This window comes from Pseudomonas tumuqii, assembly GCF_013184545.1.
GTDB classification, from domain to species: domain Bacteria; phylum Pseudomonadota; class Gammaproteobacteria; order Pseudomonadales; family Pseudomonadaceae; genus Aquipseudomonas; species Aquipseudomonas tumuqii.
In genome coordinates this window covers 700929-727164 of the sequence record NZ_JAAOJA010000001.1, presented here as the reverse complement: position 1 = coordinate 727164, position 26236 = coordinate 700929, and the positions used below count along the sequence as shown (strand labels likewise).

Here is a 26236-nt window from a genome sequence, read left to right as displayed (position 1 = left end):
TGCATTCGAGTAGCAAATGACCCGCCCTTACCCCGCCTCCGGCCAGCCACAATGGCGCGCCACCCTGCTCGCCCTTGCCTTGATACCGGGCGCCAACTGCCTGGCGGCGCAAACCGTCAGCGAACTTGAACTGCCCAGCCAGGAAATCACCGCAGTCCGCGAAGCGCAAGACGGCTACAGCGCCAAGACCGCCAGCACCGCGAGCAAAAGCAGCGTACCGATCATGCAGGAGGCGCAAGCCGTGCAGGTGGTCACCGCACAGCTGATCGACGACTACCAGGTACAAAGCCTGGACGACGCGATGAAGTTCGTCAGCGGCATGACCCAGAGCAACACCCTGGCCGGCACCCAGGATGGCTTCGTCAAGCGCGGCTTCGGCAGCAATGCCGATGGTTCGATCCTGCGCGACGGTATCCGCTCCAGCCTGTCGCGCAACTTCAGCGCCACCAGCGAGCGGGTCGAAGTGCTCAAAGGACCGGCCTCCCTGCTGTATGGCGCACTGGAACCGGGCGGTTTGATCAATGTGATCAGCAAACAACCGCAGTACCAATGGCGCAGTACCGTCAGCGGCGAAAGCACCAGCTTCGGCGGCGGCAACGCCATGCTCGACGTGACCGGCCCAGTGGCCGACAGCGGCCTGGCCTTTCGCCTGATCGCCGAGCGGCAGCACGAGGACTACTGGCGCAATTTCGGCACCGACGAATACAGCCTGGTCGCCCCGTCCCTCAGCTGGACCGACAACGACCTGCGCCTGACCCTGGCTTACGAGCGCAAGGAGTACTCGACACCGGTGGACCGCGGCAGCGTGATAGTCGACGGCAAGCCGGCCAGGACCGACTATGCCAAACGTTTCAACGAGGCCTGGGCGCAGGCCGAGGGCAGCGACGAGCTGGTCACCGCCAGGGCCGAGTACCAACTCAACCCCGATTGGCTGAGCCGCCTGACCTATGGCTGGAACAACGAGCGCTACGACTATGCCGAGGCGCGCCCCGACAGCCTGCTGGCGGATGGCGCCCTGCGCCGCCGGGCCGATGGCAGCGAACACGACAATCAGACCCAGTACCTGGCCTGGGACTGGATCGGCCAGAGCGACTGGCTCGGCCAGCGCCACGACCTGCTACTGGGGATCGATAGCGAACGGCTCGACAACTTCCGCGGTGACACCTACCGCGGCGCCCGCAGCGGCGCCCGCAGCGGCGGTTTCAACATCTATCAACCGGTCTACGGCAACCTGGCCGAGCCGTCGGTAATCAGCAACGTGCAGAGCGACAGAAGCGATGAACTGCATTCGCAGTCGCTCTACCTGAAGGACAACTGGCACCTGAATCAGCAGTGGATTCTGGTGCTGGGCGGGCGCTACCAACGTTTCGAGCAACTGTTCGAGCAAGGCCGCGGCGACGACCATGCCAAGACCACCGACCGCCAGGACAGCACCTTGCTGCCGTTCGGCGGCCTGGTCTACCAGCTCAACCCGCAGGTTTCCCTGTACGGCAACTACAGCCGCTCCTTCGTGCCCAATGCCTCCGACACCGACAGCGGGCAAGCCTTCGACCCCGAACAGGGGCGCAGCTACGAACTGGGCGTCAAGCTCGACCTGGCCGGCCTCAGCGCCAGCGCCGCGCTGTTCGATATCGAGAAGAAGAATGTGCTGGTCAGCAACAACGGCGTCTCGGAGGCCGCCGGCAAGGTCGGCTCGCGCGGGCTGGAAATCGATATCAGCGGGCGCATCGCCGAACGCTGGGAGCTGCTCGGCACCTATGCCTACACCGATACGGCAATCCTCGACGACCCGCAAAACCGCGGTAACCACCTGGTCAATGCGGCCCGCAACATCGCCAGCCTGTACCTGACCCACCACCTCGCCCTGCCAAGCGAGGCCGGGCACTGGCGGGTCGGCGGCGGCGCCCGCTACGTCGGCGAACGGGCCGGCGACAACGCCAACAGCTTCTGGCTGGACAGCTACAGCGTGGCCGACGCCTTTATCGCCTGGGACAGCCGGCTACTGGGCGACAAGACGCGCCTGCAGCTGAACGTGCGCAATCTGTTCGACCAGGAGTACTACCCCTCCAGCGGCGGCAACCTGCGGGTTGCCGTCGGCGAACCGCGCGAAGTACGCCTGCAGGCCAGCGTCGAGTTCTAACAGGCCGTTCAGGCTCAAGGACGAGCCCCATGCGCTTCCGTCAGCTATCTACACGCACCAACGTGATGGGATAACCCAAGCGTTCGGCGAACTCGTCGAGAAAATCTGGCTTGAAGATCGCCTCAGCCCAGTTATTGAAGATAAACCCCAGATTGGAAAAACCGCAGGGCTGCAGAAACAGGAAGCCATTGATGTCATCTTCGTGCCCGCACTCCGGGCAGGTGAAGTTGTCGCTATGGCCGGGCATCCACTCCTCCAGACGATCGAACAGCGCCGCGCCAACTTCCTGGCGACACTGCGGACAACCGGCCTCCTCGAGAAAGTCGTGCAGCGGGGTATAGATGCAGCGCTTGTAGATGATCTCCAGCCCATTGACCGGCTGGCCGAAAGGCAACAACTGCGGCTGCTCGACCACCTGCCGGGCCCCCGGGGCAACGGCATAGGCCATCTTGTTGAACGTCCGGCCACAGGTGCTCAACTGCTCCTCGATGACATTCTGCTGCACCAGCCAGCGCACGATCGCCCGCGCCCTGGCTTCATGCCCGGGGAAACTGGAGATTTTCGGCACTATGATGGCTTGCTGTTCGCGCATGGCGCACCCTCGAACTGACTGAAAGCCGCGCAGCTTAAAGAGCGCCTCGCAGTGGTCAAGGCAAACCTCGCTCATCCGCTGCTGCGCAACTTTCGCTATATGGCGGGCCCGGCAAAGCCTTTATCATGCCGAACATGATCAAAGACCCGTTCCAACGCCTGAACCTCGACCGCGAAGTGCTCAGCGTCAGCCAGCTCAACAACCGCGCGCGCCTGCTGCTGGAGGATGTATTTTCCAGCATCTGGGTCGAGGGGGAGATTTCCAACCTGGCCAAGCCGGCTTCCGGGCATATCTACTTCACCCTTAAAGATAGTCAGGCCCAGGTGCGCTGCGCGCTGTTCCGACAAAACGCCGCGCGGGTGCGTCAGGCGCTGCGCGATGGCCTGGCGGTCAAGGTGCGCGGCAAGGTCTCGTTGTTTGAAGGGCGCGGCGATTACCAGTTGATTGTCGACAGCGTCGAGCCAGCCGGCGACGGCGCCCTGCGCCTGGCCTTCGAAGCCCTGAAGGAAAGACTCGGCGCCGAGGGCCTGTTCGCCACCGAGCGCAAAGTCGCCCTGCCGGCCCACCCCAGGCGCATCGGCATCGTCAGCTCGCCGACCGGCGCGGTCATTCGCGACATCATCAGCGTGTTCCGCCGCCGCGCCCCGCAGGTCGCCCTGACCCTGATCCCCACCGCCGTGCAAGGCTTGGATGCCAGCGGCCAGATCATCCGCGCCCTGCAGCTGGCCGATCGCCAGGGCTTCGATGCCCTGATCCTGGCCCGCGGCGGCGGCTCCCTGGAAGACCTCTGGTGTTTCAACGAAGAAGCCGTGGCGCGCGCGGTAGCGGCCTGCGTCACGCCGATCGTCTGCGCGGTGGGCCATGAAACCGACGTCTCCATCTGCGATTTCGTCGCCGATGTGCGCGCGCCAACCCCCTCGGCCGCCGCCGAACTGCTGGCCCCCGACGCCAGCGAGCTGGTGCAACGCCTGCACAGCCTGCAGCGCCGCCTGGTCATGCGCATGCACAACCGCCTGGAGCGCGAACGCCTGCGCTTGGATGGCCTGACCCGGCGCCTGCGCCACCCCGGCGAACGCCTGCGCCAGCACGCGCAACGCCTGGATGACCTGGAAATGCGCCTGGCGCGCGCCTTCGAACGCCAACTGAACACTCGCCGCGAGCGCCTGGTGCGCCTGCAAACCCGCCTGGCCGGCCAGCATCCCGAGCGCACGTTGCAACTGCTGCGCCAGCGCCTGGGCAGCCTCGCCGAACGCCTGCCCCGGGCCATGCGCGAAGGCCTGAAGGAACGCCGCCTGCAGCTGCAAAGCCAGGTGCAGACCTTGCAGGCGGTCAGCCCGCTGGCCACCCTCGGCCGCGGCTACAGCATCCTCCTCGACGAGCGCGGCCGGGCCGTGCGCCGCGCCGCCGACACCCACAGCGGTCAGCGCCTGAAAGCGCGGCTGGCCGAGGGCGAGCTGGATGTGCGGGTCGAGGACAACCATATCCAGCCGACGACCCTGTCGTTGCTGGATTAACCTGAACGCCGCATTCACCGTTAACCGGTGGAACAAATCCACACTGCCCCCCTGGATAGCCCATGCGTTTGATTGTCTTGCTAGTCGCCTTCTGCCTCGCCCTGCCGCTGCATGCCGAAGGCTTTATCAGCCGCCTGCTGCACAAACCGGTGCCCGGCGGGGTCGCCGTAGTCGATCTCGGCCCCAGCGCCAGCGCGCCCAGCGTCACTTACCTGGGCAAACCGCTGCTGGTGATCTATGAGGACGGCCAGCGCTGGATCGCCCTCGTCGGCCTGCCCCTGACGACCAAACCCGGCAGCCAGCAGATCCAGGTGAACGGCAAGCGGACCCTGAGCTTCCAGGTCGCCAGCAAGCACTATGTCGAGCAGCGCATCACCATCAAGAACCAGCAACAGGTCAACCCCAACGCCGCCAATCTCAAGCGCATCGAGCGCGAACTGGCCGAGCAGACCCGCGCCTACCAGCAATTCAGCGCCCGCCAGCCGAGCAACCTGCTGTTCGACAAGCCGGTCAACGGACCGCTGTCCAGCCCCTTCGGCCTGCGCCGCTTCTTCAACGGCGAGGAGCGCAACCCGCATTCCGGCCTGGACTTCGCCGCCAACCGCGGCACCCCGATCAAGGCGCCCGCGGCCGGCACGGTGATCCTCACCGGCGACTACTTCTTCAACGGCAAGACGGTGTTCGTCGACCACGGCCAGGGGCTGATCAGCATGTTCTGCCACCTCTCGGAAATCGGCGTGAAGGTCGGCGATGAACTGCCCCGCGGCGGCGTGCTCGGCAAGGTTGGCGCCACCGGCCGGGCCACCGGGCCGCACCTGCACTGGAACGTCAGCCTGAACGATGCGCGGGTCGACCCGGCCATCTTCATCGGCGCGTTCAAACCCTGAAACACTGCCGTGATGCAGTGACTTGGCCATAACGAGGGACTACCGATGCGCATCAACGCCGCGACTTCAACCCTGCTGATCATCGATATCCAGGCCCGCCTGTTCCCGGCCATCCATGACAGCGCCGCCCTGGCGGAAAATGCCCTGTGGCTGCAGCAGGTGGCGCAGCGCATCGGCGTGCCCGTGCTGCTCACCGAGCAGTACAGCAAGGGTCTGGGGCAGACGATCCCGTCCTTGCGCGATGGCCACCAGGCCTCGGCCATCATCGAGAAGCTGCACTTTTCTGCGGTCAGCGACGGCGAACTGTTCAAGCGTCCTGGCGGCGCACGAGCACAGTTCGTGGTCTGCGGCAGCGAAGCGCATGTCTGCGTGCTGCAGACCGTGCTCGACCTGCTCGTCCAGGGCCGCCAGGTCTTCGTGGTGGCCGAGGCTGTCGGCTCGCGCCAGGCCTCGGACAAGGCGCTGGCCCTGGCGCGCATGCAGCAAGCCGGTGCCAGTATCGTATCGCGGGAAATGGTTGCCTTCGAATGGCTGGAACAGGCCGGCAACCCGCTGTTTCGTGAAGTGAGCAAGGCCTTCATTCGCTGACGCAGCGGACTCATGGCATGCGCAACCATGGCTGCGGATAGAAACCGCCGCGCAATTGCCGAGAATACCCGCGCCACTCCACGCAATAAAAAACCACAAATAAAGCGCTAACGACCTTTATCACCAATTTTCAAGCGATGCTTGCCAGCTTTAGCCCCACTGGTTAGGGTTTACGCCATGAACACTAACCACACCCTCTTTCTCCTGCGGCAACACGCCAACCTCTGCCTGGTTAGCCAGCGACTGCGTGACTGAACCGCACCGCCTCACTCACCTCGATTTCGCCTGGCCACCCTCCTGCGGCCGCCGCTAAAAGGATTGCACCATGAGCATGCGCAAAGACCCGTCCAGCAAGTACCGCGCCTTCCCGGCCATCGATCTGCCGGATCGCACCTGGCCGTCGAAGACCATCAGCGAAGTACCGATCTGGTGCAGCTCGGACCTGCGTGACGGCAACCAGTCGCTGATCGAGCCGATGGACGCGGCGAAGAAGCTGCGCTTCTTCAAGACCCTGGTGCAGGTCGGCATCAAGCAGATCGAGGTGGGCTTCCCTTCCGCCTCGCAGACCGACTTCGACTTCGTGCGCACCCTGATCGAAGACGGCCATATCCCCGACGACACCTGCATCCAGGTGCTGACCCAGGCCCGCGAAGACCTGATCAGCCGCACCTTCGAGTCGCTCAAGGGCGCCAAGCAGGCCATCGTCCACGTCTACAACGCCACCGCACCGAGCTTCCGCCGCATCGTCTTCAACCAGGACAAGGCCGGCGTAGTCGCTATCGCGGTGAATGCCGCACGGATCATCAAGAACCTCGCCGAACAGCAGCCGCAGACCCGCTGGACCTTCCAGTACTCGCCGGAGATCTTCACCTCCACCGAGCTGGCGTTCGCCGTGGAGGTCTGCGATGCGGTGCTGGACGTGTGGCAGCCGACCCCGGACAACAAGGTCATCCTCAACCTGCCGGCCACCGTGGAAGTGGCCACGCCGAACGTCTACGCCGACCAGATCGAATGGTTCGGCCGCCATATCAGCCGCCGCGACAGCGTGCTGATCAGCCTGCACACCCACAACGACCGCGGCACCGGCGTGGCCGCCAGCGAACTGGGCCTGATGGCCGGCGCCGATCGCGTCGAAGGCTGCCTGTTCGGCAATGGCGAGCGCACCGGCAACGTCGATCTGGTCAACCTGGCGCTGAACCTCTACACCCAGGGCATCCACCCCGGCCTGGATTTCTCCGACATCGACAACGTGCGCAAGGTGGTCGAGGAGTGCAACCAGCTCCCCGTGCACCCGCGCCACCCCTATGTCGGCGACCTGGTGCACACCGCGTTCTCCGGCTCGCACCAGGACGCGATCCGCAAGGGCTTCAGCCAGCAGGACCCGAACGGCATCTGGGAAGTGCCCTACCTGCCGATCGACCCGGCCGATATCGGCCGCAGCTACGAGGCGGTGATCCGGGTCAACAGCCAGTCGGGCAAGGGCGGCATCACCTACCTGCTGGAGCAGGAATACGGCATCTGCCTGCCACGGCGCATGCAGATCGAGTTCAGCCAGGTGGTGCAGAAGGAAACCGACCGCCTCGGCCTGGAAATGAGCGCCGCGCAGATCCACCAGCTGCTCGACTGCGAATACCTGCAAGCCACCACGCCCTATGCCCTGAAAGGCCACCGCCTGCAGGAAGAGAACGGCACCAGCGCGGTCGACGTGGAAATCCTTCATGCCGGCGAAAGCCAGCACTGGCGCGGCATCGGCAAGGGTCCGCTGGAAGCCCTGGTCGCCGGCTTGCCGGTGACCGTGGAGATCATGGACTACAGCGAGCACGCCATTGGCGCCGGCACCAACGCCAAGGCGGCGGCCTATATCGAACTGCGGGTCAACGGCGGCCGCGCCCTGTATGGCGTGGGCATCGACGAGAACCTGACCACGGCGAGCTTTCGCGCCCTGTTCAGCGCCTTGAACCGCGCACTGGCCCAGGCCGAGGCGCAGGCAGCCTGACGCCTTCCCCGCCGCTAATGGCGGGGAAGCCCCTCCTTGCTCAGGTAGCGTGCCGTGGCCTGCAAGGCCTGGGCGATATCCGGCCAGAGCAACTGATGCCGCTGCGCCAGTGCCTGGGTCGCAGCAGTATCGAAGCGTTTACGCTGGATAAAGTCCAGCGACTCGGGATCGGTGCGCAGCAGCCTGGGCACGCCCGGCACCTGCAATAACAGGCGCAACAAGGGTATTGGCAGATGTCGCCGCGGCGCGCTGACAGCCAGGCTCTGCGCCAGTTGCTGCAACATGCCCTGCAGATTCGGCGTGTGCCGATCCAGCGCCAGAATCTCCTGCCCCGCCTGATCCGCATCGAAAGCGGCGGCCACCATCAGCTCAGCCAAGAAATCCACGCAGACCAGCGGCAACCAATGCGCCGGCGAGCCCGGTATCGCCCCCAGCACGCCGCTGGCAAGATTGCCGATCAAGCCCGCCAGCGGCTGCGCCGGCAATATATGCCCAGTCCGGCTGTGGCCACAGACGGTCGCCGGATGCACCACGGTCAGCTCGGCGTCCAGCTCGCGCATCCGCGCCAATACCCGGAAATGCGCCTCCAGCTTGCTGCCCTCATAGGCCCCGGTTCGCCGATAGACCCTGCGCCAGTCGGTAGCCGCGGGGTTCTGCAGGTCGATGCCGATGCGCTGCAGGTGCTCGTGATTGGCCAGCATGAAGCCGCCCACCATCAGCAAACGACTGCGCTGGCCGGCCGCCAGTTCCGCCACTGCCAGGGCACCCTCGACATTCACCGCTCGCGCCTGCTCGGCCGACAAGCCCCAGGCGAACTGCACGCCAAGGTGAAACACCACAGCGGCTCGGCGCAGCTGTTCAGCCGCGGCTGCATTCAAGCCCAAGCCGGGTGCGCTCAAATCGCCCGCCACCGCGCCAAGCAGACCGCCGTCACCACCCAGCCGATCGATCTGCATGCGCAGCGCCGGCAAACGTTCCGGCGCGCGCAGCATGACCGTCACCGGATGCCCCTTGCGTGTCAGCGTGGCCAATAGATGCTGACCGATAAAGCCACTGCCGCCGGTAACAAAACATTGCTGATGCATGACCAATCCGCCTGAGTCGTTGATGACCCGCGCAGGCTAAACTGTCGAGCACACTCTACAGTCAAGGGATATTGCGATGCGCATTGGCGAACTGGAAAAACGCAGCGGGGCCAGCCGGCATACCCTGCGCTATTACGAAAGCCTCGGCCTGATCAGCGCCCAGCGCCGCGACAACAACTATCGCGAGTACAGCGCCCAGACCTTGAGCGACCTGGGCTTTATCCAACAGGCGCAGAGCCTGGGCTTCTCCCTGGGCGAGATCGGCGAAATACTCCGGGCCCGCCGTGAGCAGCAGCTGGATTGTGCCCAAGGCGCACTATTGGTGGCGAAAAAGCTGGCGGAGGTGGAACAGAAGATTGCCGACCTGCAGAGCCTGCGCAGCTTTCTATACAGTGAACAACAGCGCCTGGAAGCCAGCGCTGCCGAACAGGCGCGCCTGGCGCAGTTGACTACTGCAGGGTGAAAGGGTCGGCATCCTGATCAGCCGGGAAACGCTGGCGATAGGCGGCCAACTGCGCAGCCGACAGCAGCACCCGGAACACCCCGGCTTCGGCTCCCGCCTGCAGCAGGCTGTCGCCCTGAAAATCCAGCACCTGGGAATCGCCGCTGTAGGCATGCCCCTTGCCGTCCTGACCGATGCGGTTCACCGCCGCCACATAACACAGGTTTTCGATCGCCCGCGCCGGCAACAAACGGTTCCAGTGCTGACGTCGCGCCGCCGGCCAGTTGGCGACATACAACAGCAGGTCGGTGCTGTGCGGGTCACGGCTCCAGACCGGGAAACGCAGGTCGTAGCAGATCAGCGGACGAACCCGCCAACCGTTCAGCTCCAGCAGCAGCTGATGTTCACCCGCCGCGTAGTGCTTGTGCTCGCCGGCCATGCGAAACAGGTGGCGCTTGTCGTAATGCGCCAGGCTGCCGTCCGGTCGCGCCCAGAGCAGACGATTGCGGTAGGAGCCGTCGGCCGCCTGGATGATCAGGCTGCCGCAGATCACCGCCTGCAGGCGCGCCGCCTGGTCCAGTAGCCACTGGCTGGTCGGGCCGTTTTCCGGCTCGGCCAAAGCCGCCGAGTCCATGGAGAAACCGGTGCTGAACATCTCCGGCAGCACGATCAGGTCGGCGCCGCGGGCCTGCTCCAGTAACAGCTGAAACTGCGCGCGATTGGCGGCCGGATCCTGCCAAGCCAACTCGCTCTGGATCAGCGCCAGTTCGAGATCGGATTTATTGCTCATCGAGACTCCACTGCCTAGACAGCGCATAGTTTTTCCGCCGCCTGCGCCAGGGTTTCCTCGCGCTTGGCGAAGCAGAAGCGCACCAGGCGCAGATCCTTGGGCGGCTGCTGATAGAACACCGACACCGGAATGGCCGCCACGCCATGCTCGCGGGTCAGCCACTCGGCCATCGCCAGATCGCCCAAGTCTGGACGAATCAATGAATAGTCGGCCAGCTGGAAATAGGTGCCGGCGGCGCGAGTGAAACTGAAGCGCGAACCCGCCAACAGATCGCAGAACAGGTCACGCTTGGCCTGGTAGAACGCCGGCAACTCCTCGACATGCTCGGGATGCTCGGCCATGAAGTCGGCCAGCGCCCACTGCAGCGGGGTGACGCCGCAGAAGCTGACGTACTGGTGCACCTTGCGCAGCTCGACGCTCAAGGCCGGCGGCGCCACCACATAGCCGGTCTTCCAGCCAGTGACGTGATAGGTCTTGCCGAACGAGCTGACCACGAAGGCACGCTGGTACAGCTCCTCATGGGCCAGCACGCTGGCATGCCTGACCCCGTCGAACACCAGATGCTCATAGACTTCGTCGCTGATCAGGTAGATATCGCGCTCACGGATCAGCGCCGCCAACTGCTCCAGCTCGGCCGCCGAGATCAGCGCGCCACTGGGGTTGTGCGGGCTGTTGAGGATGATCAGGCGGGTCCTGTCGCTCAGGGCATCGCCCAGGCGTTGCCAGTCGATGGCGAAGTCCGGCAGCGCCAGCGGCACATGCACGCAACGCCCCCCGGCCAGCTCGACCGAGGGTTCGTAGCTGTCGTAACAGGGGTCGAAGACGATGACTTCATCGCCGGGCCGAATCAGCGCCTGGATGGCACAGAAGATCGCCTGGGTCGCCCCCGGCGTGATGGTCACTTCAGTGTCGGCGCTGAGGTTACGGCCGTAACTGCGGGCAATCTTGGCCGCCACCTGTTCGCGCAAGGCCGGCAAGCCGGTCATCGGCGCGTACTGGTTATGGCCGGCGGCAATATGCCGGCCGACCGCCTCACGCAAGGCTTGCGGACCATCGAAATCGGGAAAGCCCTGGGACAGGTTGAGCGCACCGGTTTCCATGGCGAGCTGCGACATGCGGGTGAAGATAGTGGTGCCGACTTGCGGCAGCTTGCTGATGATCATCGATGACGATATCCCTGGATCAAGCGCCGGGCGTGAGCGCTACTGATGCGGCAGGATAGCCCAACCCCGGGAAAGGCAAAAGGCACCCGCAGGTGCCTTTGTAGAGCGTCAGGTTACCGGTTCAACGCTTGTCCTTGCGCTTCTTCTCGGCTTTCTTGTGGTGACTCATCAAACGGCGCTTCTTGTTCACCTGGCGGTCGGTGAGGGTGTTCTTGTTGCCCTCGTAGGGGTTTTCGCCGCCCTTGAACTCGATGCGGATCGGCGTGCCGACCAGCTTGAGCACGCGCCTGTAGGTGTTTTCCAGGTAGCGCACATAGGACTTGGGCACCGCATCGACCTGGTTGCCATGGATCACGATCAGCGGCGGGTTGGCGCCACCGAGGTGGGCATAGCGCAGCTTGATCCGCCGATTGTTGACCATGGGCGGCGCGTGATCGCCGACTGCGTCTTCGAGAATCTGGGTCAGGCGGTTGGTCGGCCAGCGGGTGATCGCCGACTTGAACGAGTCCTGCACCGACTTGTACAGATGGCCGACACCGGTGCCGTGCAGGGCCGAGATGAAGTGGATGTCGGCGAAGTCGACGAAGAACAGCCGCCGCTGCAGTTCGGTCTTCACGTAATCGCGCTCGCTGGGCTCCATGCCGTCCCACTTGTTCAGGGCGATGACCAGGGCGCGCCCGCTTTCCAGGACGAAGCCGAGCAGGTTGAGGTCGTGGTCGACCACCCCCTCGCGGGCGTCCATGACGAATACCACGACGTTGGAGTCCTGGATCGCCTGCAGGGTCTTGACCACCGAGAATTTTTCCACCGCCTCGAAGATCTTGCCGCGACGGCGCACGCCGGCGGTATCGATCAGGGTGTACTTCTCGCCATCGCGCTCGAACGGAATATAGATGCTGTCGCGGGTGGTACCGGCCTGGTCATAGACGATGACCCGGTCTTCACCGAGCATGCGGTTGACCAGGGTCGACTTGCCGACGTTGGGCCGGCCGATGATCGCCAGCTTGATCCCGTCCTTCTCGCTCGGGCCCGGGATGCGCTTGGCTTCCTGACCTTCGAGGACGATCTCTTCCTCCTCGTCCTCTTGCGGCTCGGTTTCATCCTTGGGGAAGGAACCCAGCACGGCTTCGAGCATCTGGGTGATGCCGCGGCCGTGGGCGCCGGCAATCGCCAGGGCTTCGCCCATGCCCATGGAGGCAAACTCGGCGCGTGCCAGGTCGGGGTCGATATTGTCGACCTTGTTGATCACCAGGAAGCTGTGCTTGTTGCGCTTGCGCAGGTGCTCGCCAATCATCTGGTCCGAGGCCGACAAACCGGCGCGGGCGTCGACCATGAACAGTACGGCATCGGCCTCTTCGATGGCGTGCAGCGACTGCTCGGCCATCTTCGCGTCGATACCTTCTTCGTCACCGGAGATACCGCCGGTGTCGATGACGATATAGGTGCGCCCCTGCCACTTGGCCTCACCGTATTGGCGATCACGGGTCAGACCGGACAGGTCGCCGACAATCGCGTCGCGGCTTTTGGTCAAGCGGTTGAATAGGGTGGACTTGCCGACGTTCGGGCGGCCCACCAGGGCAATTACGGGAACCATTAGGCTCTCCACTTCGTTATTTCAAAAAATACAAAAGCCGCTGCATGGGCAGCGGCCGGAATTCACAGCGCGAAATGACCAGCTGCACCGTCTTGCCGTGCAGCCTGGCCAAGCCCGCTAGCAGTAGCTCACTTGACGGTCAGCGCGACCAGTTTGCCACCATTACCGAATGCATACAGCCAGTCACCGACCACCAGCGGACGAGCGCGCAGGCCGTCCCTATCGACGCGCGCACGACCGACGAAACGTCCATCTACCTGACTGATCAGGTGCAGGTAACCTTCCAGGTCGCCGACGGCGATGTAGCTGGAAAACACTTCCGGGGCCGAGAGCTGGCGACGCGCCAAGGCATCGTTGCTCCACAGTGCCGAGGACGAACGCTCGTCGATGCCTTCTACCGTACCGTTGGCCAGGCTCACATAGACGTTGCCGAAGCCCTGGGCCACACCCACCGAACTGGAAGCTTCGCGCTGCCACAGCACACGCCCGCTTTCCATATCCAGCGCCGCGACACGGCCCTGATAGCTGACCACGTACAGGTTGCCACCCGACAGCAGCAGGCCGCCGTCGATGTCCACCACGCGTTCAAGCTCGGAGCGGCCTTGCGGAATCGCCACGCGCTGTTCCCAAACCGGGATGCCGCGCTGGGTATCGAGGGCAATGACCTTGCCACTGGACAGGCCGGCGATGGCCAGGCTGTTGGTCAACACCGGGCTGCCGGTGCCACGCAGGGTCAGGACTGCCGGGGTGTTTTCAAAGATCCAGCGCTGGCTGCCGGTGTCGGCATCCAGGGCAATCAGACGATCGTCCTGGGTCTGCACCAGCACGATGTCGCCATTGATCGCCGGGGCTGCGAGCACTTCACTGCTCACCTTGGCGCGCCACTTTTCCTCACCGGAGCTGGCATCGAGGGCAATGATCTCGCCCTTGAGCGTGCCGACAAGCACCAGGCCGTAACCGGCACCCACGGCACCCGAGACCGGCAGTTCCAGGTCTTCTTTCCAGAGCACCTTGCCGGTCGTGCGGTCGAGCGCCATGACCAGGCCTTCGACATCGGCGGCATAAATACTGTCACCCTCGACAGCGGGCACCAGCATGTTGAAGGTTTTACCCTGACCTTCACCGATCGAACGGCTCCACTCTTTCTGCAGTACCACTTCTTCTTCGAAGTCAGGCAGCTCGGCGGGCGGTAATTCCTTTTTACTGTTGCTGCTGCAACCCACAGCCAAAACGGCCAGGGCCAGCAGTGCGACATTTTTCCAACGCATCACGTCACGCATCCCCTTTGGCCAAATCGTCGAGCTTCATTTGCAAGCCACCCACAGCGGCCTCTTCGGCGAGCGCTGCCTTGGCTTTTACATAGGCGGCATAGGCGTCATCGTTGCGCCCCAGCTTCACCAACAGATCGCCTTTGAGCTCTTCACGGCTGGCGAGATAGGCCTGATCGGCATCGCCCTCGAGCAGCTTGAGGGCCTCTTCGACCTTGTCCTGCGCGGCCAGAACACGGGCCAGACGCTGACGGGCCAATTCAGCCAGGGTGTCGTCCACCGGCTTGTCGACAATCGCCTGCAACTCGGCCGCAGCATCGTCCAGCTTGCCGGCTTCGACTGCCACCTTGGCGACGAACAGGCTGCCGTACTGGGCATAGTGCGTGCCGGCAAAATCGCTCTTGAGCGTGTTGGCCAGTTCGGCGACCTTGGCCGGATCAGGCTGGCCACTCGGGTTCAACGCGGTTTCCAGCAGCTGCTGATAAACCATCGAAGCGCCATGCGACTGGCTGGCCTGGTACTTTTGCCAGCCCTGCCAGCCAAACACCACCACCAGCGCCAATACGCTGCCAGTGAGCAATGGCTTGCCGTTGCGCTGCCACCAGTCCTTGATTACCGCCAGCTCTTCATCATCGGTACGCGAAACCACCCCAGATACTCCTATTCGCTAAATCGCTTAACAGCCTGTCAGGCCTGCAAGACGCAGGTCGCCAAATGGTCGGCCAATGCCGCCCAGGCGATACTTTGTTGTTCACCCTGGCCCCGCAGCGGCTTGCAACCTACCACTTGCTGGGCCAGTTCGTCTTCACCCATGACCAAGGCGTAAAGCGCGCCGCTCTTGTCGGCCTTCTTCAATTGACTCTTGAAACTGCCCGAGCCGGCATTGACCTGCAAACGCAGACCCGGCAGTTGATCGCGCAGGCGTTCGGCCAGGGTCAAGGCCGCCAATTCCGCCGGCTCACCCAGGGCACACAGGTAGACATCGACCTGCCGGGCGATTTCTGCCGGCACTTTATCCAGGGTTTCGATCAGCAGCACCAGGCGCTCGATGCCCATGGCGAAGCCCACGCCCGGCGTCGGCTTGCCGCCCATCTGCTCGACCAGGCCATCGTAGCGACCGCCGGCGCAGACCGTGCCCTGGGCACCGAGCTGATCGGTCACCCACTCGAACACGGTCTTGCTGTAGTAATCCAGGCCACGCACCAGCTTGGGGTTGATCACATAAGGAACGCCAGCCGCATCCAGGCGCGCCTTCAGGCCATCGAAATGCAGCCGCGATTCGTCGTCCAGGTAATCCGCCATCTTCGGCGCATCGGCCAGCAGCGCCTGGGTTTCCGGGTTCTTGCTGTCGAGCACGCGCAGCGGATTGCTGGTCATGCGCCGGCGGCTGTCTTCATCGAGCCGCTCGGCGTGGGCCGTGAGGTACTCGACCAGGGCGTCGCGATAGACCGCCCGCGCCGCGCTGGTGCCCAGGCTGTTCAGCTCCAGGGTGAGCGCATCACGAATACCGAGCAGGCCCCACAGGCGCCAGGTCAGGATGATCAACTCGGCGTCGATATCCGGGCCATCGATATTGAAGACTTCCACACCGATCTGGTGGAACTGGCGGTAGCGTCCCTTCTGCGGGCGTTCGTGACGGAACATCGGCCCGATGTACCAGAGTTTCTGGGTCTGCCCGCCACCGGCCAGGCCGTGCTCGAGCACGGCGCGCACGCAGGCGGCGGTGCCTTCCGGACGCAGGGTCAGGGAGTCGCCGTTGCGATCTTCGAAGGTGTACATCTCTTTTTCGACGATGTCGGTCACTTCGCCGATCGAGCGCTTGAACAGCTCGGTGAACTCGACGATCGGCATGCGTATCTGCCGGTAGCCGTAGCCATCCAGCAGGCGCGCCACGCTGTCCTCGAAGTAACGCCAAAGCGGGGTCTGCTCGGGCAGGATATCGTTCATGCCACGAATGGCTTGCAGGGACTTGCTCAATTCATTTCCTTAACAGTGTTAGCTGCGCACGATAACCGCGGCGTCAGCAGCGACCTTCTCGGCCGCCTTCTGGCGTATCAGCTTTTCCAGCTCATCCACCAGGTTGTCGTTGTTGAGTTTCTGCGCCGGCTTGCCATCGATATAGATCAGGTTGCTCGGCGAGCCGCCAGTCAGGCCGATATCCGCTTCCTTGGCTTCGCCCGGGCCGTTGACCACACAGCCGATCACCGCGACATCCAGCGGCACCAGCAGGTCTTCCAGGCGGCCCTCGAGGTCGTTCATGGTCTTGACCACATCGAAGTTCTGCCGCGAACAGCTCGGGCAGGCGATGAAGTTGATACCGCGCGAACGCAGACGCAGCGACTTGAGAATATCGAAACCGACCTTGATCTCTTCCACCGGGTCAGCGGCCAGGGAGATGCGGATGGTATCGCCAATCCCTTCGGCCAGCAGCATACCCAGGCCAACAGCCGACTTCACCGTGCCGGAGCGCAGGCCACCGGCCTCGGTGATGCCCAGGTGCAAGGGTTGCTCGATCCGTTTGGACAACAGCCGATAAGCCTCCACCGCCATGAATACATCGGAAGCTTTGACACTGACCTTGAAGTCCGGGAAATTCAGGCGATCCAGGTGCTCGACATGGCGCAGCGCCGACTCGACCAGGGCTTCCGGGGTCGGCTCGCCGTATTTCTTCTGCAGGTCTTTCTCCAGCGAACCGGCGTTGACCCCGATGCGAATCGAGATGCCGCGATCACGGGCAGCCTCGACCACGGCCTTGACCCGATCTGCACGGCCGATATTGCCCGGGTTGATGCGCAGGCAATCGACGCCCAGCTCGGCCACCCGCAGGGCGATCTGGTAATCGAAGTGGATATCCGCCACCAGCGGCAGGCTGACCTGCTGCTTGATTCGGCCAAAGGCTTCGGCGGCGTCCATGTCCGGCACCGAAATACGCACGATATCGGCACCGGCATCTTGCAGGCGACGAACCTGCGCCACGGTTGCAGCCACGTCGTTGGTATCGGTGTTGGTCATGCTCTGCACGGCGATGGGGGAATCGCCGCCCACCGGGACCGAGCCAACCCAAATCTTGCGCGTCAGGCGACGCTTGATCGGCGATTCGCAATGCATGTTACTGACCACCCAACTTGATGCGCGCGGTTTCACCCGTGGTAAAGGGTTCCAGGTCGACCGCCTGGCCGTTGTAGCTCACTTGCGCGCCCCGGGCAAAGCCCAGGCGCAACTCCAGCGGCGCCTTGCCGACCAATTGCAGACTCTCTCCCTTGCGCTTGAGCGCACTGACCAACACCTTGCCGCTGGCATCGGTCACCTGGGTCCAACAGTCGGCGACAAAGCTGACACCGACCATGCCCTCACCAGCCGCAACGGCCGGCGCCGCGGCAGTGTTGGCCGGTACAGGACTGACGGCGGCGGCAGCGGCATTCGTAGCCGGTTCGCTCTGCGCCACTTCTGCAGCCGGTTCAACCGCCGCCACCGCTGCCGGCTCTGCAGGGCTATCCACTTCAGGCTCTGCTGGTTCTTCGCTGGTTGCAGGCGGCAGACTCAGTTCAGTCTCCCCCTGGGCCGCCAGCACGGCCTGATCCTCTGGCTCATCCAGAGGATGAATCTGCGTCGTCCCATCGGCGCCGTCTACTTCAACCTGCTCGATACTGGTAACCGGCGACTCATCGGCATGCCGTTCGGCCTGCTCTTGCCACCAGTAGAAACCGACACCAGCAAGCACCACCAACAAGGCAAAGCTGACGAAACGCAGGATGCTTTGCGAATAACGCACTGGCTCCTCGATATGACCCAGGCTGTGCACATCGCTGCCCACGGCATCGCTACCGGTGAACTGATCGAACTCCAGCACCAGACGACTCTGATCCATGCCCAGGAGTTTTGCGTAAGCGCGAACATAGCCGCGAGCAAAGGTGTTGCCCGGCAATTTATCGAAAGCACCGGCTTCGATCTGACTCAAGCGCAGCGGCGTGAGGTTAAGCTGGGCGGCCACTTCATCGACGGCCCAGCCCTTGCTCTCGCGTGCCTCGCGCAGTGACTCACCGGGATTGACGCGCTGGGCTGTTACAACTTCAGGATGCGCCGCTTTCATTATTGCTCCGACCGATATTGCTGATATTCCGGCGTACCGGGATAAAGACGTTTCAATTGCAGACCCAGGCTGGCAGCCGTGTCGCGGTCCTCGAAGATGGTCGCCAGATTCGCGCCGAGCAACAGGCTACGCGCATTCTGCTCGGCCAGCTGGCTGTAGCTATCGTAATAACCGCGCGCCGGCACATATTGTTTTTCCTCATAGAGCATCACGGCCATCTCGAGCAGCGCCCGTGGCTGGCGGCTATTGAGGCGCAGCGAGCGCTCGAAGTAAGTTTTCGCCTGCTCACGCTGATTGAGTTTGAGGGCCGTCAAACCGAGGTTTTCGAACACCCGCGAACGCTCGGGGTAAAGCGTATCCTGGGAAGCTTGCAGATAAAGCTCAAGCGCTTCCTGATAGCGTTCCTGCTCGAACAGGAAGCCCGCGTAGTTATTCAACAAGCGGGCATCGCCACTGCGTTGCGATAACGCCTTGCGATAATGTTCATCGGCCAGCTTGTATTCCATTTCGCGCTGAAACACCAACGCCAGCGCGGCATGTGCATCCGCACTGGACGGGTCGAGCTCAAGCGCCTTTTTCAACGGGACCTTGGCGCGCTCGCCAGCGCCTTGCTGCAGATAGCCAAGCCCCAGCTGGATGTAGGCATCACGCGCATCATCACGTCCCTTGTCGGTTCTCATCGGGTCGACATCGCCAGTCGACACACAGCCTGCCAACAGGCTGGCGATCAACAAGAACAGCGCTGGGCGCAGGGTCATGGGTATCCTCTCTTCAAGTTCGATTGGCGGCGGAACTCGGCGTCTCGGCCTCGCTACTCAACTCACGCACGGCAATATAGCGTTCGCTACGACGGGTACGATCCATCACCTGGCCGACCAACTGGCCGCAGGCAGCATCGATGTCTTCGCCGCGCGTGGTGCGCACGGTGACATTGTGCCCGGCTTTATGCAGCAGATCCTGGAAACGGCGAATGGCATTGTTGCTCGGCCGCTCGTATCCCGAGAAGGGGAAGGGATTAAACGGAATCAGGTTGATCTTGCAAGGTACATTTTGCAGAAGTGCGATCATCTGCTCAGCATGCTCAGGTTTATCGTTGACATCCTTGAGCAGGGTGTACTCGATGGTCAGTACACGTTTCTCGCCGAGGCGCGCGACATAACGCTGGCAGGCCGCCAGCAACATCTCCAGCGGGTACTTCTTGTTGATCGGCACCAACTGGTTGCGCAACTCATCGTTCGGCGCATGCAGCGACAGCGCCAGGGATACATCGATGACTTCGCCCAACTTGTCGATCATCGGCACCACGCCCGAGGTGGACAAGGTCACCTTGCGCTTGGAGATGCCATAGCCGAGGTCGTCCATCATGATTTTCATGGCGGCGACCACGTTGTCGAAGTTCAGCAGTGGCTCGCCCATGCCCATCATCACCACATTGGTGATGGCGCGATCGACCTTGGCCGGCACGCTACCGAACGACTTGTTGGCGATCCACACCTGACCGATCACTTCGGCGGCCGTCAGATCGCTATTGAAACCCTGCTTGCCCGTGGAGCAGAAGCTGCAATCCAGTGCGCAACCAGCCTGCGACGACACACACAGGGTGCCGCGCGAACCTTGCGGGATATACACGGTTTCCACACAACTGCCTGACGCCACCCGCACCACCCACTTGCGCGTGCCATCAGTGGAAATATCTTCGCTGACCACTTCCGGGCCACGAATTTCAGCACAGGCCTTGAGCTTTTCACGCAAGGCCTTGCTGACGTTGCTCATGACATCGAAATCATCGACGCCAAAGTGGTGAATCCACTTCATCAACTGACCGGCACGGAAACGCTTTTCCCCGATGTCCTCGAAGAACTGTTCCATTTCTGCCTGGGTCAGACCCAGTAGATTGATTTTGCCGGTAGCTTCAGTCATGGCTTCACCCTCGCACGCGTCGCCTTAGCGAATGCGCGCGCACACCTCGGTAGCGGAGAAGAAGTAGGCGATTTCGCGGGCGGCGGACGCCTCGGAATCGGAACCATGTACCGCGTTCTCGTCGATGGATACGGCGAAATCGGCACGAATGGTGCCGGCAGCCGCTTCTTTCGGGTTGGTGGCGCCCATCAGCTCACGGTTCTTGGCGATGGCATCTTCACCTTCCAACACCTGAACGATGACCGGACCCGAGACCATGAAAGCCACCAGATCCTTGAAGAAACCGCGCTCGCTGTGCTCGGCATAGAAACCGCCAGCTTCGCGCTCGGACAGCTGCACCATCTTCGAGGCGACAATGCGCAGACCGGCTTTTTCGAAACGGCTGACGATCTCGCCGATAACGTTCTTGGCAACAGCGTCGGGCTTGATGATGGAAAAAGTACGTTGAACAGCCATGTGTAACTCCAGAAACGATGGGTAATACGAAAAATTAAACCCGCGAATTATACGCGGGTTCTGGTTGATTGCATAAGAGCAGCGGTGAGTGGCAAGCCGTAAGCCTCAAGTAGCAACCGCCAGAGCACGGGACTCGCGGCGAATGCCGGCTCGCTTGCCGCTTGCGGCCGACCTCACTCGGCCTCTTCGATCCAGGCGGCCTGAATGGCTTCAAGCACTTTCTCGCCACCGCGCTGCGGATCGTCGGAGAAATCCGGCAAAGCCAGCACCCAGCTATGCAGATCGACAAAATTGACGAAACGCGGGTCGACGTCAGGTTTGCTTTCCGCCAACTGGATCGCGATTTCCAGCACATCGGACCATTTGAGGCTCATGACCTGCTCCTTTGCCGAATACTCAGTGCCCTTCGGACACTTGATTGATGGTGTACCTGGGGATTTCTACCACCAGATCCTGCTCATCCACCACCGCCTGACAAGACAGCCGCGAATTAGGCTCCAGCCCCCAGGCCTTGTCCAGCATATCGTCCTCCAGCTCGTCGGATGGCTGCAGAGAAGCGAAACCCTCGCGAATCACCACGTGACAGGTCGTGCAGGCACAGGACTTCTCACAGGCATGCTCGATGTCGATACCGCTACGCAACGCGACGTTGAGCACGGTCTCGCCCGGCTGCGCTTCGATCACCGCCCCTTCAGGGCAGTGGTCGGCGTTGGGCAGAAAGATCACCTGCGGCATGCTTATTCCTCGATTTCATTAAGACTACGGCCAGCCAATGCGGCTTTGACCGTGGCATCCAGGCGACGAGCGGCAAAGGCATCGGTCACCCGGGTCAAACGTTTGGTTTGCTGCTCGATGGCCAGGCCATCGTTTCCGGCCATCAGTTCGCGCAACTGCTGGACTTGCGCATCGATAGCCAGGCGCTCATCGACATCCAGCAGACGCTCGCCATCAGCAAGCAAGGCGGCCTCTACCGCCTCCAGCAGACGCTGGGCATCCACCTGCTGCTCACGCAACACACGGGCGACCTTGTCGTCACTGGCATTCTGGAAAGAGTCCTGCAACATGCGCGCGATTTCGCCATCGGTCAGCCCGTAAGACGGCTTGACCTGGATGCTCGCCTCGACACCCGAGGCCAGCTCGCGGGCCGCCACGCTGAGCAGGCCATCGGCATCGACCTGGAAGGTCACACGGATCTTCGCCGCACCGGCGACCATCGGCGGAATGCCGCGCAATTCGAAACGCGCCAGGGAGCGACAATCGCTGATCAGCTCGCGCTCACCCTGCAGCACATGAATCATCATGGCCGTCTGGCCATCTTTATAGGTGGTGAAGTCCTGCGCCCGCGCCACCGGGATGGTGGTGTTGCGCGGGATAACCTTCTCCATCAGCCCACCCATGGTTTCCAGGCCAAGCGACAGCGGAATCACGTCCAGCAGCAGCAGCTCCTCACCATCACCACGCTGGTTACCCGCCAGGGCATCGGCTTGGATCGCGGCACCAATGGCCACCACCTGATCCGGATCGATATCGGTCAGGGGCTCGCGGGCGAACATCTCGGCGACCGCCTGGCGCACCCGCGGCACGCGCGTCGAACCGCCGACCATGACCACCGCCTCGACCTCTTCCAGCTCGATCCCGGCATCGCGCACGGCACGTCGACAGGCCTTGAGGCTGCGCGCCAGCATCGGCTCGATCAACGCTTCGAACTGCTCGCGACTCAACTGCCCCTGCCAGGCGCCATGACGGAGTTGGGCCGCAGCACAAGTGGTCAGGGCTTCCTTGGCCACGCAGGCGGCTTGCAGCAGGCTGCGCTGCTCGCCCGGATCGAGGTCGGCAGACAAACCGGCCTGTTCGACCATCCAGCCAGCAATCGCATGATCGAAGTCATCGCCACCCAGGGCACTGTCACCACCGGTGGCCAACACTTCGAACACACCGCCGGTCAGGCGCAGAATGGAAATATCGAAGGTGCCGCCGCCCAGGTCATAAATCGCCACCACGCCTTCGGCATGCTGATCCAGCCCATAAGCCACAGCAGCTGCGGTCGGCTCATTGAGCAAGCGCAGTACATTCAGACCGGCCAGACGCGCTGCATCCTTGGTGGCCTGGCGCTGGGAGTCATCGAAGTAGGCCGGCACCGTGATGACCGCACCGACCAGCTCGCCACCCAAGGCGGCCTCGGCCCGCTGACGCAGCACCTTGAGGATCTCGGCAGACACTTCGACCGGGCTTTTCGGCCCCTGCACGGTATCGATAAAGGGCATGTGCGACTCGCCCTCGACAAAGCGATAGGGCAACTGTTCGCCCAACTGCTTGACGTCAGCCAGGCCGCGACCCATCAGGCGCTTGACCGACAGCACGGTATTCAGCGGATCAGCGGAGGCGGCCAGCCTGGCAGCCTCGCCGACTTCGACACGATCGGCGTGATAGCGCACCGCCGATGGCAGTATGACCTGCCCAGCAGCATCGGCGATCGGCTCGGACAGACCACTGCGCACCGCAGCGACCAGCGAATTGGTGGTGCCCAGATCAATGCCCACCGCCAACCGACGCTGGTGGGGCTGGGGGCTCTGTCCGGGCTCAGCGATCTGCAGTAAGGCCATGATTAATAAATGCTTATCTGTATATCAGGCGTGCCAGGTTGGCTGCGCGAGGGTTAATCGTCGAGGCGCTCTTCCAGCTGGCGAACCTCGTGGGAAAGCTTGTCGAGAAACTGCATGCGGCGCATCAGGCGCTCGGCCTCGGCGCGACGCTGCGCATCATCCCAACAAACGGCAAAGCGCTCGTTCAGCTCATCCTGAGCAATCTTCAGGCGGCGCTTGAACGTCGCCACACCCGGCAAGTCGGCGCTGTCCTGCAGATCTTCCAATTCTTCGCGCCAATGCATCTGCTGCAGCAAGAAGTCCGGGTCTTGCACCGTAACCTCCAGGGGCAATTCCGGCCCACTCAGCGCGAGCAGGTAACGCGCGCGCTTGGGTGCACTTTTCAGCGTGCTATAGGCCTCATTGAGGCTGGCCGAATGCTCCAGCGCCAGGCGCTGCTCACGATCGGAGGCATCGGCAAAGCGGTCCGGATGGACATTGCGCGCCAGCTCGCGATAACGCACAGCCAGCTGCTCAAGATCCAGACGGAAGCTCGGCTTGAGATCGAACAGGGCAAAATGACAAGGACTACCCACAAACGCCTCAGATGTTGAAGCTTTCGCCGCAGCCACATTCGCCACGCACGTTAGGGTTGTTGAACTTGAAACCTTCGTTCAAGCCTTCTTTGACGAAGTCCAGCTCGGTGCCGTCGAGGTACACCAGGCTCTTGGGATCGATGATCACCTTGACCCCGTGAGTCTCGAACACCTGGTCTTCGCTGTCGGCTGCGTCGACGAACTCCAGCACATAAGCCAGGCCCGAGCAGCCAGTGGTGCGAACACCCAGGCGAATACCCTCACCCTTGCCACGCCCTTCAAGCGAACGCTGCACGTGCTGAGCGGCAGCTTCGGTCATGCTGATAGCCATCGACAACCTCCTTAGAGCAAACCTTTCTTCTGCTTGTAATCACGCACGGCCGCCTTGATGGCGTCCTCGGCGAGTACCGAGCAGTGGATCTTCACCGGCGGCAACGCCAATTCTTCGGCGAGCTGGGTGTTCTTGATGGTTTCCGCCTCATCCAGGGTCTTGCCCTTCATCCACTCGGTGGCGAGGGAACTGGACGCGATCGCGGAACCGCAGCCATAGGTCTTGAACTTGGCGTCTTCGATGACACCCTGCTCGTTGACCTTGATCTGCAAGCGCATTACGTCACCGCAGGCCGGCGCGCCGACCATGCCGGTACCGACATCCGGGTCTTCGGCATCCATCTTGCCGACATTGCGCGGATTTTCGTAATGGTCAATGACCTTTTCACTGTAAGCCATGCTGGTATTCCTCTCTCATCAGGGGCTGCTCAACGGCAGCTTTAGTGTGCTGCCCACTCGACCTTGGACAGATCCACACCCTCTTTGAACATATCCCACAGCGGCGACAATTCGCGCAGCTTGGTGACCGCCTCGCGAACCTTCTGCGCGGCGTAGTCGACTTCTTCTTCGGTGGTGAAACGGCCGAAGGTGAAACGGATCGAACTGTGCGCCAGCTCGTCATTACGACCGAGGGCGCGCAATACGTAAGACGGCTCCAGCGAAGCCGAGGTACAGGCCGAACCCGACGATACCGCCAGATCCTTGAGCGCCATGATCAGCGACTCGCCTTCGACATAGTTGAAGCTGAGATTGAGGTTGTGCGGCACTCGCGAGGTCATGCTGCCGTTCACGTACAGCTCTTCCAGGCCATCGAGCTGCGCGAAGAAACGATCACGCAACGCCTTGATGCGCTGGTTTTCCTGGACCATTTCTTCCTTGGCAATGCGGAAGGCTTCGCCCATGCCGACGATCTGGTGAGTCGCCAGGGTGCCGGAACGCATACCGCGCTCATGGCCACCACCATGGGTCTGGGCTTCCAGACGCACACGCGGCTTGCGGCGCACGTAGAGCGCGCCGACACCCTTGGGGCCATAGGTCTTGTGGGCCGAGAAGGACATCAGATCGACCTTGAGCTTTTCCAGATCGATTTCCACCTTGCCGGTGGACTGCGCCGCATCGACGTGGAAGAACACCCCGCGCGAGCGGGTCAGCTCACCGATGCCGGCGATGTCATTGATGGTGCCGATTTCGTTGTTCACGTGCATGATCGACACCAGAATGGTGTCCTCGCGCAGCGCCGCCTCGACCATGGCTGGGGTGATCAGCCCGTCTTCGCCCGGCTCGATATAGGTCACTTCGAAGCCTTCGCGCTCCAGCTGGCGGGTGGTGTCCAGCACCGCCTTGTGCTCGATCTTCGAGGTCACGATGTGCTTGCCCTTGCCACTGTAGAAGTGCGCAATGCCCTTGATCGCCAGGTTGTCCGACTCGGTGGCACCGGAGGTCCAGACGATCTCGCGCGGGTCGGCATTGACCAGCTCGGCGACCTGGCGGCGACCATTCTCAACAGCCTCCTCGGCCTTCCAGCCAAACACATGGGAGCGCGATGCCGGGTTGCCGAAGTTGCCATCGACCAGCAAACACTCACTCATCTTTTGTGCCACACGCGGATCGACCGGAGTGGTGGCGGAATAATCGAGGTAAATCGGCAATTTCATTGAGCTTCTCCTAATCAGGTTTCTGGCCACGCGGGCCGGCACCCCACGTTCAATCGACGGTGGATGCTTCAATCTTATCCAGGTGCGGCATCCTGCCATTGCTGCGGCGCTGATCCTGGCACTGCGCGATTTCCTGCACTTCGCGGCGCGTCACCAGATCAGCCAAACTGATCCCACTGAGGAACTCATGAATCTGCTGACTCAGGTCGCACCACAAATGGTGGGTCAGGCAGGTATCGCCGCCATGGCAATCGCCCTGGCCCTGGCAGCGCGTGGCGTCGACCGATTCGTTGACCGCATCGATCACCTCGGCGACCTGGATGCCCTGCATCTCGCGCGACAACTGATAGCCCCCACCGGGACCACGTACGCTGGAAACCAGGTTGCTACGGCGCAGCTTGGCGAATAGCTGTTCGAGATATGACAGGGAGATACCCTGACGCTCGGAAATATCGGCCAGGGACACCGGCCCATGCTGCGCATGTAGCGCCAAGTCGAGCATGGCGGTAACGGCATAACGGCCTTTGGTGGTCAGTCGCATGAAGGGT

At 62.6% G+C, this 26236-nt stretch carries 27 protein-coding genes; 6 read left to right on the top strand and 21 right to left on the bottom strand.

Annotated features, from left to right (window positions below; all coding sequences use genetic code 11):
- The first annotated feature begins 16 nt into the window (after nt 1-16).
- Complete coding sequence (locus G9C89_RS03260) at nt 17-2140, top strand: TonB-dependent siderophore receptor (protein ID WP_172144378.1); 2124 nt, start codon at nt 17-19, stop codon at nt 2138-2140.
- 40 nt (nt 2141-2180) lie between these two features.
- On the opposite strand, the gene G9C89_RS03255 is transcribed toward G9C89_RS03260, so the two are convergent.
- Nucleotides 2181-2732 carry a sugar ABC transporter ATPase gene (locus tag G9C89_RS03255; protein WP_172144376.1) on the bottom strand — a complete coding sequence of 184 codons (552 nt, stop codon included), beginning with the start codon at nt 2730-2732 and terminating at the stop codon, nt 2181-2183.
- Nucleotides 2733-2866: 134 nt separating this feature from the next.
- Between G9C89_RS03255 and xseA the strand changes: the two genes are divergently transcribed.
- The 4 genes from xseA (at nt 2867) to leuA (ending at nt 7717) form a co-directional block, all read left to right on the top strand.
- The gene (gene xseA / locus G9C89_RS03250) at nt 2867-4246 is read left to right on the top strand and encodes an exodeoxyribonuclease VII large subunit (protein WP_172144869.1); all 1380 of its coding nucleotides are present in this window, start codon (nt 2867-2869) and stop codon (nt 4244-4246) included.
- 62 nt (nt 4247-4308) lie between these two features.
- Nucleotides 4309-5133 carry a M23 family metallopeptidase gene (locus G9C89_RS03245; RefSeq protein WP_172144374.1) on the top strand — a complete coding sequence of 275 codons (825 nt, stop codon included), beginning with the start codon at nt 4309-4311 and terminating at the stop codon, nt 5131-5133.
- 45 nt (nt 5134-5178) lie between these two features.
- Nucleotides 5179-5721, top strand: a complete 543-nt coding sequence (locus G9C89_RS03240; RefSeq protein WP_172144372.1) for a hydrolase — start codon at nt 5179-5181, stop codon at nt 5719-5721.
- Between the two features lie 325 nt (nt 5722-6046).
- Nucleotides 6047-7717, top strand: a complete 1671-nt coding sequence (gene leuA / locus G9C89_RS03235; RefSeq protein WP_172144369.1) for a 2-isopropylmalate synthase — start codon at nt 6047-6049, stop codon at nt 7715-7717.
- A gap of 14 nt (nt 7718-7731) precedes the next feature.
- On the opposite strand, the gene G9C89_RS03230 is transcribed toward leuA, so the two are convergent.
- Entirely contained in the window at nt 7732-8802 is a 1071-nt protein-coding gene (locus tag G9C89_RS03230; RefSeq protein WP_172144367.1) for an SDR family oxidoreductase, read from the bottom strand.
- Between the two features lie 76 nt (nt 8803-8878).
- Between G9C89_RS03230 and G9C89_RS03225 the strand changes: the two genes are divergently transcribed.
- A complete protein-coding gene (locus G9C89_RS03225; RefSeq protein ID WP_172144365.1) occupies nt 8879-9265 on the top strand; it encodes a MerR family transcriptional regulator in 387 nt (128 codons plus the stop codon).
- On the opposite strand, the gene G9C89_RS03220 is transcribed toward G9C89_RS03225, so the two are convergent.
- From G9C89_RS03220 to iscR, 19 genes are all read right to left on the bottom strand, one after another.
- Nucleotides 9252-10034: an amidohydrolase gene (locus G9C89_RS03220; protein WP_172144363.1), complete on the bottom strand. Its 783-nt coding sequence runs from the start codon at nt 10032-10034 to the stop codon at nt 9252-9254. The genes G9C89_RS03225 and G9C89_RS03220 overlap by 14 nt on opposite strands.
- Before the next feature lie 14 nt (nt 10035-10048).
- The gene (locus tag G9C89_RS03215) at nt 10049-11197 is read right to left on the bottom strand and encodes a pyridoxal phosphate-dependent aminotransferase (protein ID WP_172144361.1); all 1149 of its coding nucleotides are present in this window, start codon (nt 11195-11197) and stop codon (nt 10049-10051) included.
- 121 nt (nt 11198-11318) lie between these two features.
- Entirely contained in the window at nt 11319-12791 is a 1473-nt protein-coding gene (der, locus tag G9C89_RS03210) for a ribosome biogenesis GTPase Der (RefSeq protein ID WP_172144359.1), read from the bottom strand.
- 128 nt (nt 12792-12919) lie between these two features.
- A complete protein-coding gene (gene bamB, locus G9C89_RS03205) occupies nt 12920-14071 on the bottom strand; it encodes an outer membrane protein assembly factor BamB (RefSeq protein ID WP_172144357.1) in 1152 nt (383 codons plus the stop codon).
- A complete protein-coding gene (locus G9C89_RS03200; protein WP_172144355.1) occupies nt 14064-14708 on the bottom strand; it encodes a tetratricopeptide repeat protein in 645 nt (214 codons plus the stop codon). The genes bamB and G9C89_RS03200 overlap by 8 nt, the downstream gene beginning before the upstream one ends.
- Before the next feature lie 38 nt (nt 14709-14746).
- Nucleotides 14747-16036: a histidine--tRNA ligase gene (gene hisS, locus G9C89_RS03195; RefSeq protein WP_172144353.1), complete on the bottom strand. Its 1290-nt coding sequence runs from the start codon at nt 16034-16036 to the stop codon at nt 14747-14749.
- 18 nt (nt 16037-16054) lie between these two features.
- The gene (gene ispG, locus G9C89_RS03190; RefSeq protein ID WP_172144351.1) at nt 16055-17167 is read right to left on the bottom strand and encodes a flavodoxin-dependent (E)-4-hydroxy-3-methylbut-2-enyl-diphosphate synthase; all 1113 of its coding nucleotides are present in this window, start codon (nt 17165-17167) and stop codon (nt 16055-16057) included.
- A 1-nt stretch (nt 17168) separates the two neighbouring features.
- Nucleotides 17169-18149: a RodZ domain-containing protein gene (locus G9C89_RS03185; RefSeq protein WP_172144349.1), complete on the bottom strand. Its 981-nt coding sequence runs from the start codon at nt 18147-18149 to the stop codon at nt 17169-17171.
- On the bottom strand, nt 18149-18907 hold the full coding sequence (gene pilW / locus G9C89_RS03180) for a type IV pilus biogenesis/stability protein PilW (RefSeq protein ID WP_172144347.1): 759 nt from the start codon (nt 18905-18907) through the stop codon (nt 18149-18151). The genes G9C89_RS03185 and pilW overlap by 1 nt, the downstream gene beginning before the upstream one ends.
- Before the next feature lie 13 nt (nt 18908-18920).
- Nucleotides 18921-20069 (bottom strand): 23S rRNA (adenine(2503)-C(2))-methyltransferase RlmN, encoded by a 1149-nt coding sequence (gene rlmN / locus G9C89_RS03175; RefSeq protein ID WP_172144345.1) that lies wholly within the window; start codon nt 20067-20069, stop codon nt 18921-18923.
- Nucleotides 20070-20093: 24 nt separating this feature from the next.
- Nucleotides 20094-20525, bottom strand: a complete 432-nt coding sequence (gene ndk / locus G9C89_RS03170; protein WP_090504340.1) for a nucleoside-diphosphate kinase — start codon at nt 20523-20525, stop codon at nt 20094-20096.
- A gap of 173 nt (nt 20526-20698) precedes the next feature.
- Nucleotides 20699-20899, bottom strand: coding sequence for a Fe-S cluster assembly protein IscX (iscX, locus tag G9C89_RS03165; protein ID WP_090504343.1), 201 nt, complete (start codon nt 20897-20899; stop codon nt 20699-20701).
- A gap of 22 nt (nt 20900-20921) precedes the next feature.
- A complete protein-coding gene (gene fdx, locus G9C89_RS03160; protein ID WP_172144343.1) occupies nt 20922-21260 on the bottom strand; it encodes an ISC system 2Fe-2S type ferredoxin in 339 nt (112 codons plus the stop codon).
- 2 nt (nt 21261-21262) lie between these two features.
- Nucleotides 21263-23128: a Fe-S protein assembly chaperone HscA gene (hscA, locus tag G9C89_RS03155; RefSeq protein ID WP_172144341.1), complete on the bottom strand. Its 1866-nt coding sequence runs from the start codon at nt 23126-23128 to the stop codon at nt 21263-21265.
- 53 nt (nt 23129-23181) lie between these two features.
- Nucleotides 23182-23703 (bottom strand): co-chaperone HscB, encoded by a 522-nt coding sequence (hscB, locus tag G9C89_RS03150; RefSeq protein WP_172144339.1) that lies wholly within the window; start codon nt 23701-23703, stop codon nt 23182-23184.
- A gap of 7 nt (nt 23704-23710) precedes the next feature.
- A complete protein-coding gene (gene iscA / locus G9C89_RS03145) occupies nt 23711-24034 on the bottom strand; it encodes an iron-sulfur cluster assembly protein IscA (protein WP_090504353.1) in 324 nt (107 codons plus the stop codon).
- An 11-nt stretch (nt 24035-24045) separates the two neighbouring features.
- Nucleotides 24046-24432 (bottom strand): Fe-S cluster assembly scaffold IscU, encoded by a 387-nt coding sequence (gene iscU, locus G9C89_RS03140; protein ID WP_040261926.1) that lies wholly within the window; start codon nt 24430-24432, stop codon nt 24046-24048.
- A 41-nt stretch (nt 24433-24473) separates the two neighbouring features.
- Nucleotides 24474-25688: an IscS subfamily cysteine desulfurase gene (locus G9C89_RS03135; protein WP_172144337.1), complete on the bottom strand. Its 1215-nt coding sequence runs from the start codon at nt 25686-25688 to the stop codon at nt 24474-24476.
- 49 nt (nt 25689-25737) lie between these two features.
- On the bottom strand, nt 25738-26229 hold the full coding sequence (iscR, locus tag G9C89_RS03130; protein WP_172144335.1) for a Fe-S cluster assembly transcriptional regulator IscR: 492 nt from the start codon (nt 26227-26229) through the stop codon (nt 25738-25740).
- Nucleotides 26230-26236: the final 7 nt, after the last annotated feature.

Bases quoted from the DNA above. Each gene is read 5' to 3' on its own strand.
- G9C89_RS03260 (WP_172144378.1), top strand. From the start codon at position 17: ATGACCCGCCCTTACCCCGCCTCCGGCCAGCCACAATGGCGCGCCACC.
- G9C89_RS03255 (WP_172144376.1), bottom strand. From the start codon at position 2,732: ATGCGCGAACAGCAAGCCATCATAGTGCCGAAAATCTCCAGTTTCCCC.
- xseA (WP_172144869.1), top strand. From the start codon at position 2,867: ATGATCAAAGACCCGTTCCAACGCCTGAACCTCGACCGCGAAGTGCTC.
- G9C89_RS03245 (WP_172144374.1), top strand. From the start codon at position 4,309: ATGCGTTTGATTGTCTTGCTAGTCGCCTTCTGCCTCGCCCTGCCGCTG.
- G9C89_RS03240 (WP_172144372.1), top strand. From the start codon at position 5,179: ATGCGCATCAACGCCGCGACTTCAACCCTGCTGATCATCGATATCCAG.
- leuA (WP_172144369.1), top strand. From the start codon at position 6,047: ATGAGCATGCGCAAAGACCCGTCCAGCAAGTACCGCGCCTTCCCGGCC.
- G9C89_RS03230 (WP_172144367.1), bottom strand. From the start codon at position 8,802: ATGCATCAGCAATGTTTTGTTACCGGCGGCAGTGGCTTTATCGGTCAG.
- G9C89_RS03225 (WP_172144365.1), top strand. From the start codon at position 8,879: ATGCGCATTGGCGAACTGGAAAAACGCAGCGGGGCCAGCCGGCATACC.
- G9C89_RS03220 (WP_172144363.1), bottom strand. From the start codon at position 10,034: ATGAGCAATAAATCCGATCTCGAACTGGCGCTGATCCAGAGCGAGTTG.
- G9C89_RS03215 (WP_172144361.1), bottom strand. From the start codon at position 11,197: ATGATCATCAGCAAGCTGCCGCAAGTCGGCACCACTATCTTCACCCGC.
- der (WP_172144359.1), bottom strand. From the start codon at position 12,791: ATGGTTCCCGTAATTGCCCTGGTGGGCCGCCCGAACGTCGGCAAGTCC.
- bamB (WP_172144357.1), bottom strand. From the start codon at position 14,071: ATGCGTGACGTGATGCGTTGGAAAAATGTCGCACTGCTGGCCCTGGCC.
- ispG (WP_172144351.1), bottom strand. From the start codon at position 17,167: ATGCATTGCGAATCGCCGATCAAGCGTCGCCTGACGCGCAAGATTTGG.
- G9C89_RS03185 (WP_172144349.1), bottom strand. From the start codon at position 18,149: ATGAAAGCGGCGCATCCTGAAGTTGTAACAGCCCAGCGCGTCAATCCC.
- pilW (WP_172144347.1), bottom strand. From the start codon at position 18,907: ATGACCCTGCGCCCAGCGCTGTTCTTGTTGATCGCCAGCCTGTTGGCA.
- rlmN (WP_172144345.1), bottom strand. From the start codon at position 20,069: ATGACTGAAGCTACCGGCAAAATCAATCTACTGGGTCTGACCCAGGCA.
- ndk (WP_090504340.1), bottom strand. From the start codon at position 20,525: ATGGCTGTTCAACGTACTTTTTCCATCATCAAGCCCGACGCTGTTGCC.
- iscX (WP_090504343.1), bottom strand. From the start codon at position 20,899: ATGAGCCTCAAATGGTCCGATGTGCTGGAAATCGCGATCCAGTTGGCG.
- fdx (WP_172144343.1), bottom strand. From the start codon at position 21,260: ATGCCGCAGGTGATCTTTCTGCCCAACGCCGACCACTGCCCTGAAGGG.
- hscA (WP_172144341.1), bottom strand. From the start codon at position 23,128: ATGGCCTTACTGCAGATCGCTGAGCCCGGACAGAGCCCCCAGCCCCAC.
- iscA (WP_090504353.1), bottom strand. From the start codon at position 24,034: ATGGCTATCAGCATGACCGAAGCTGCCGCTCAGCACGTGCAGCGTTCG.
- iscU (WP_040261926.1), bottom strand. From the start codon at position 24,432: ATGGCTTACAGTGAAAAGGTCATTGACCATTACGAAAATCCGCGCAAT.
- G9C89_RS03135 (WP_172144337.1), bottom strand. From the start codon at position 25,688: ATGAAATTGCCGATTTACCTCGATTATTCCGCCACCACTCCGGTCGAT.
- iscR (WP_172144335.1), bottom strand. From the start codon at position 26,229: ATGCGACTGACCACCAAAGGCCGTTATGCCGTTACCGCCATGCTCGAC.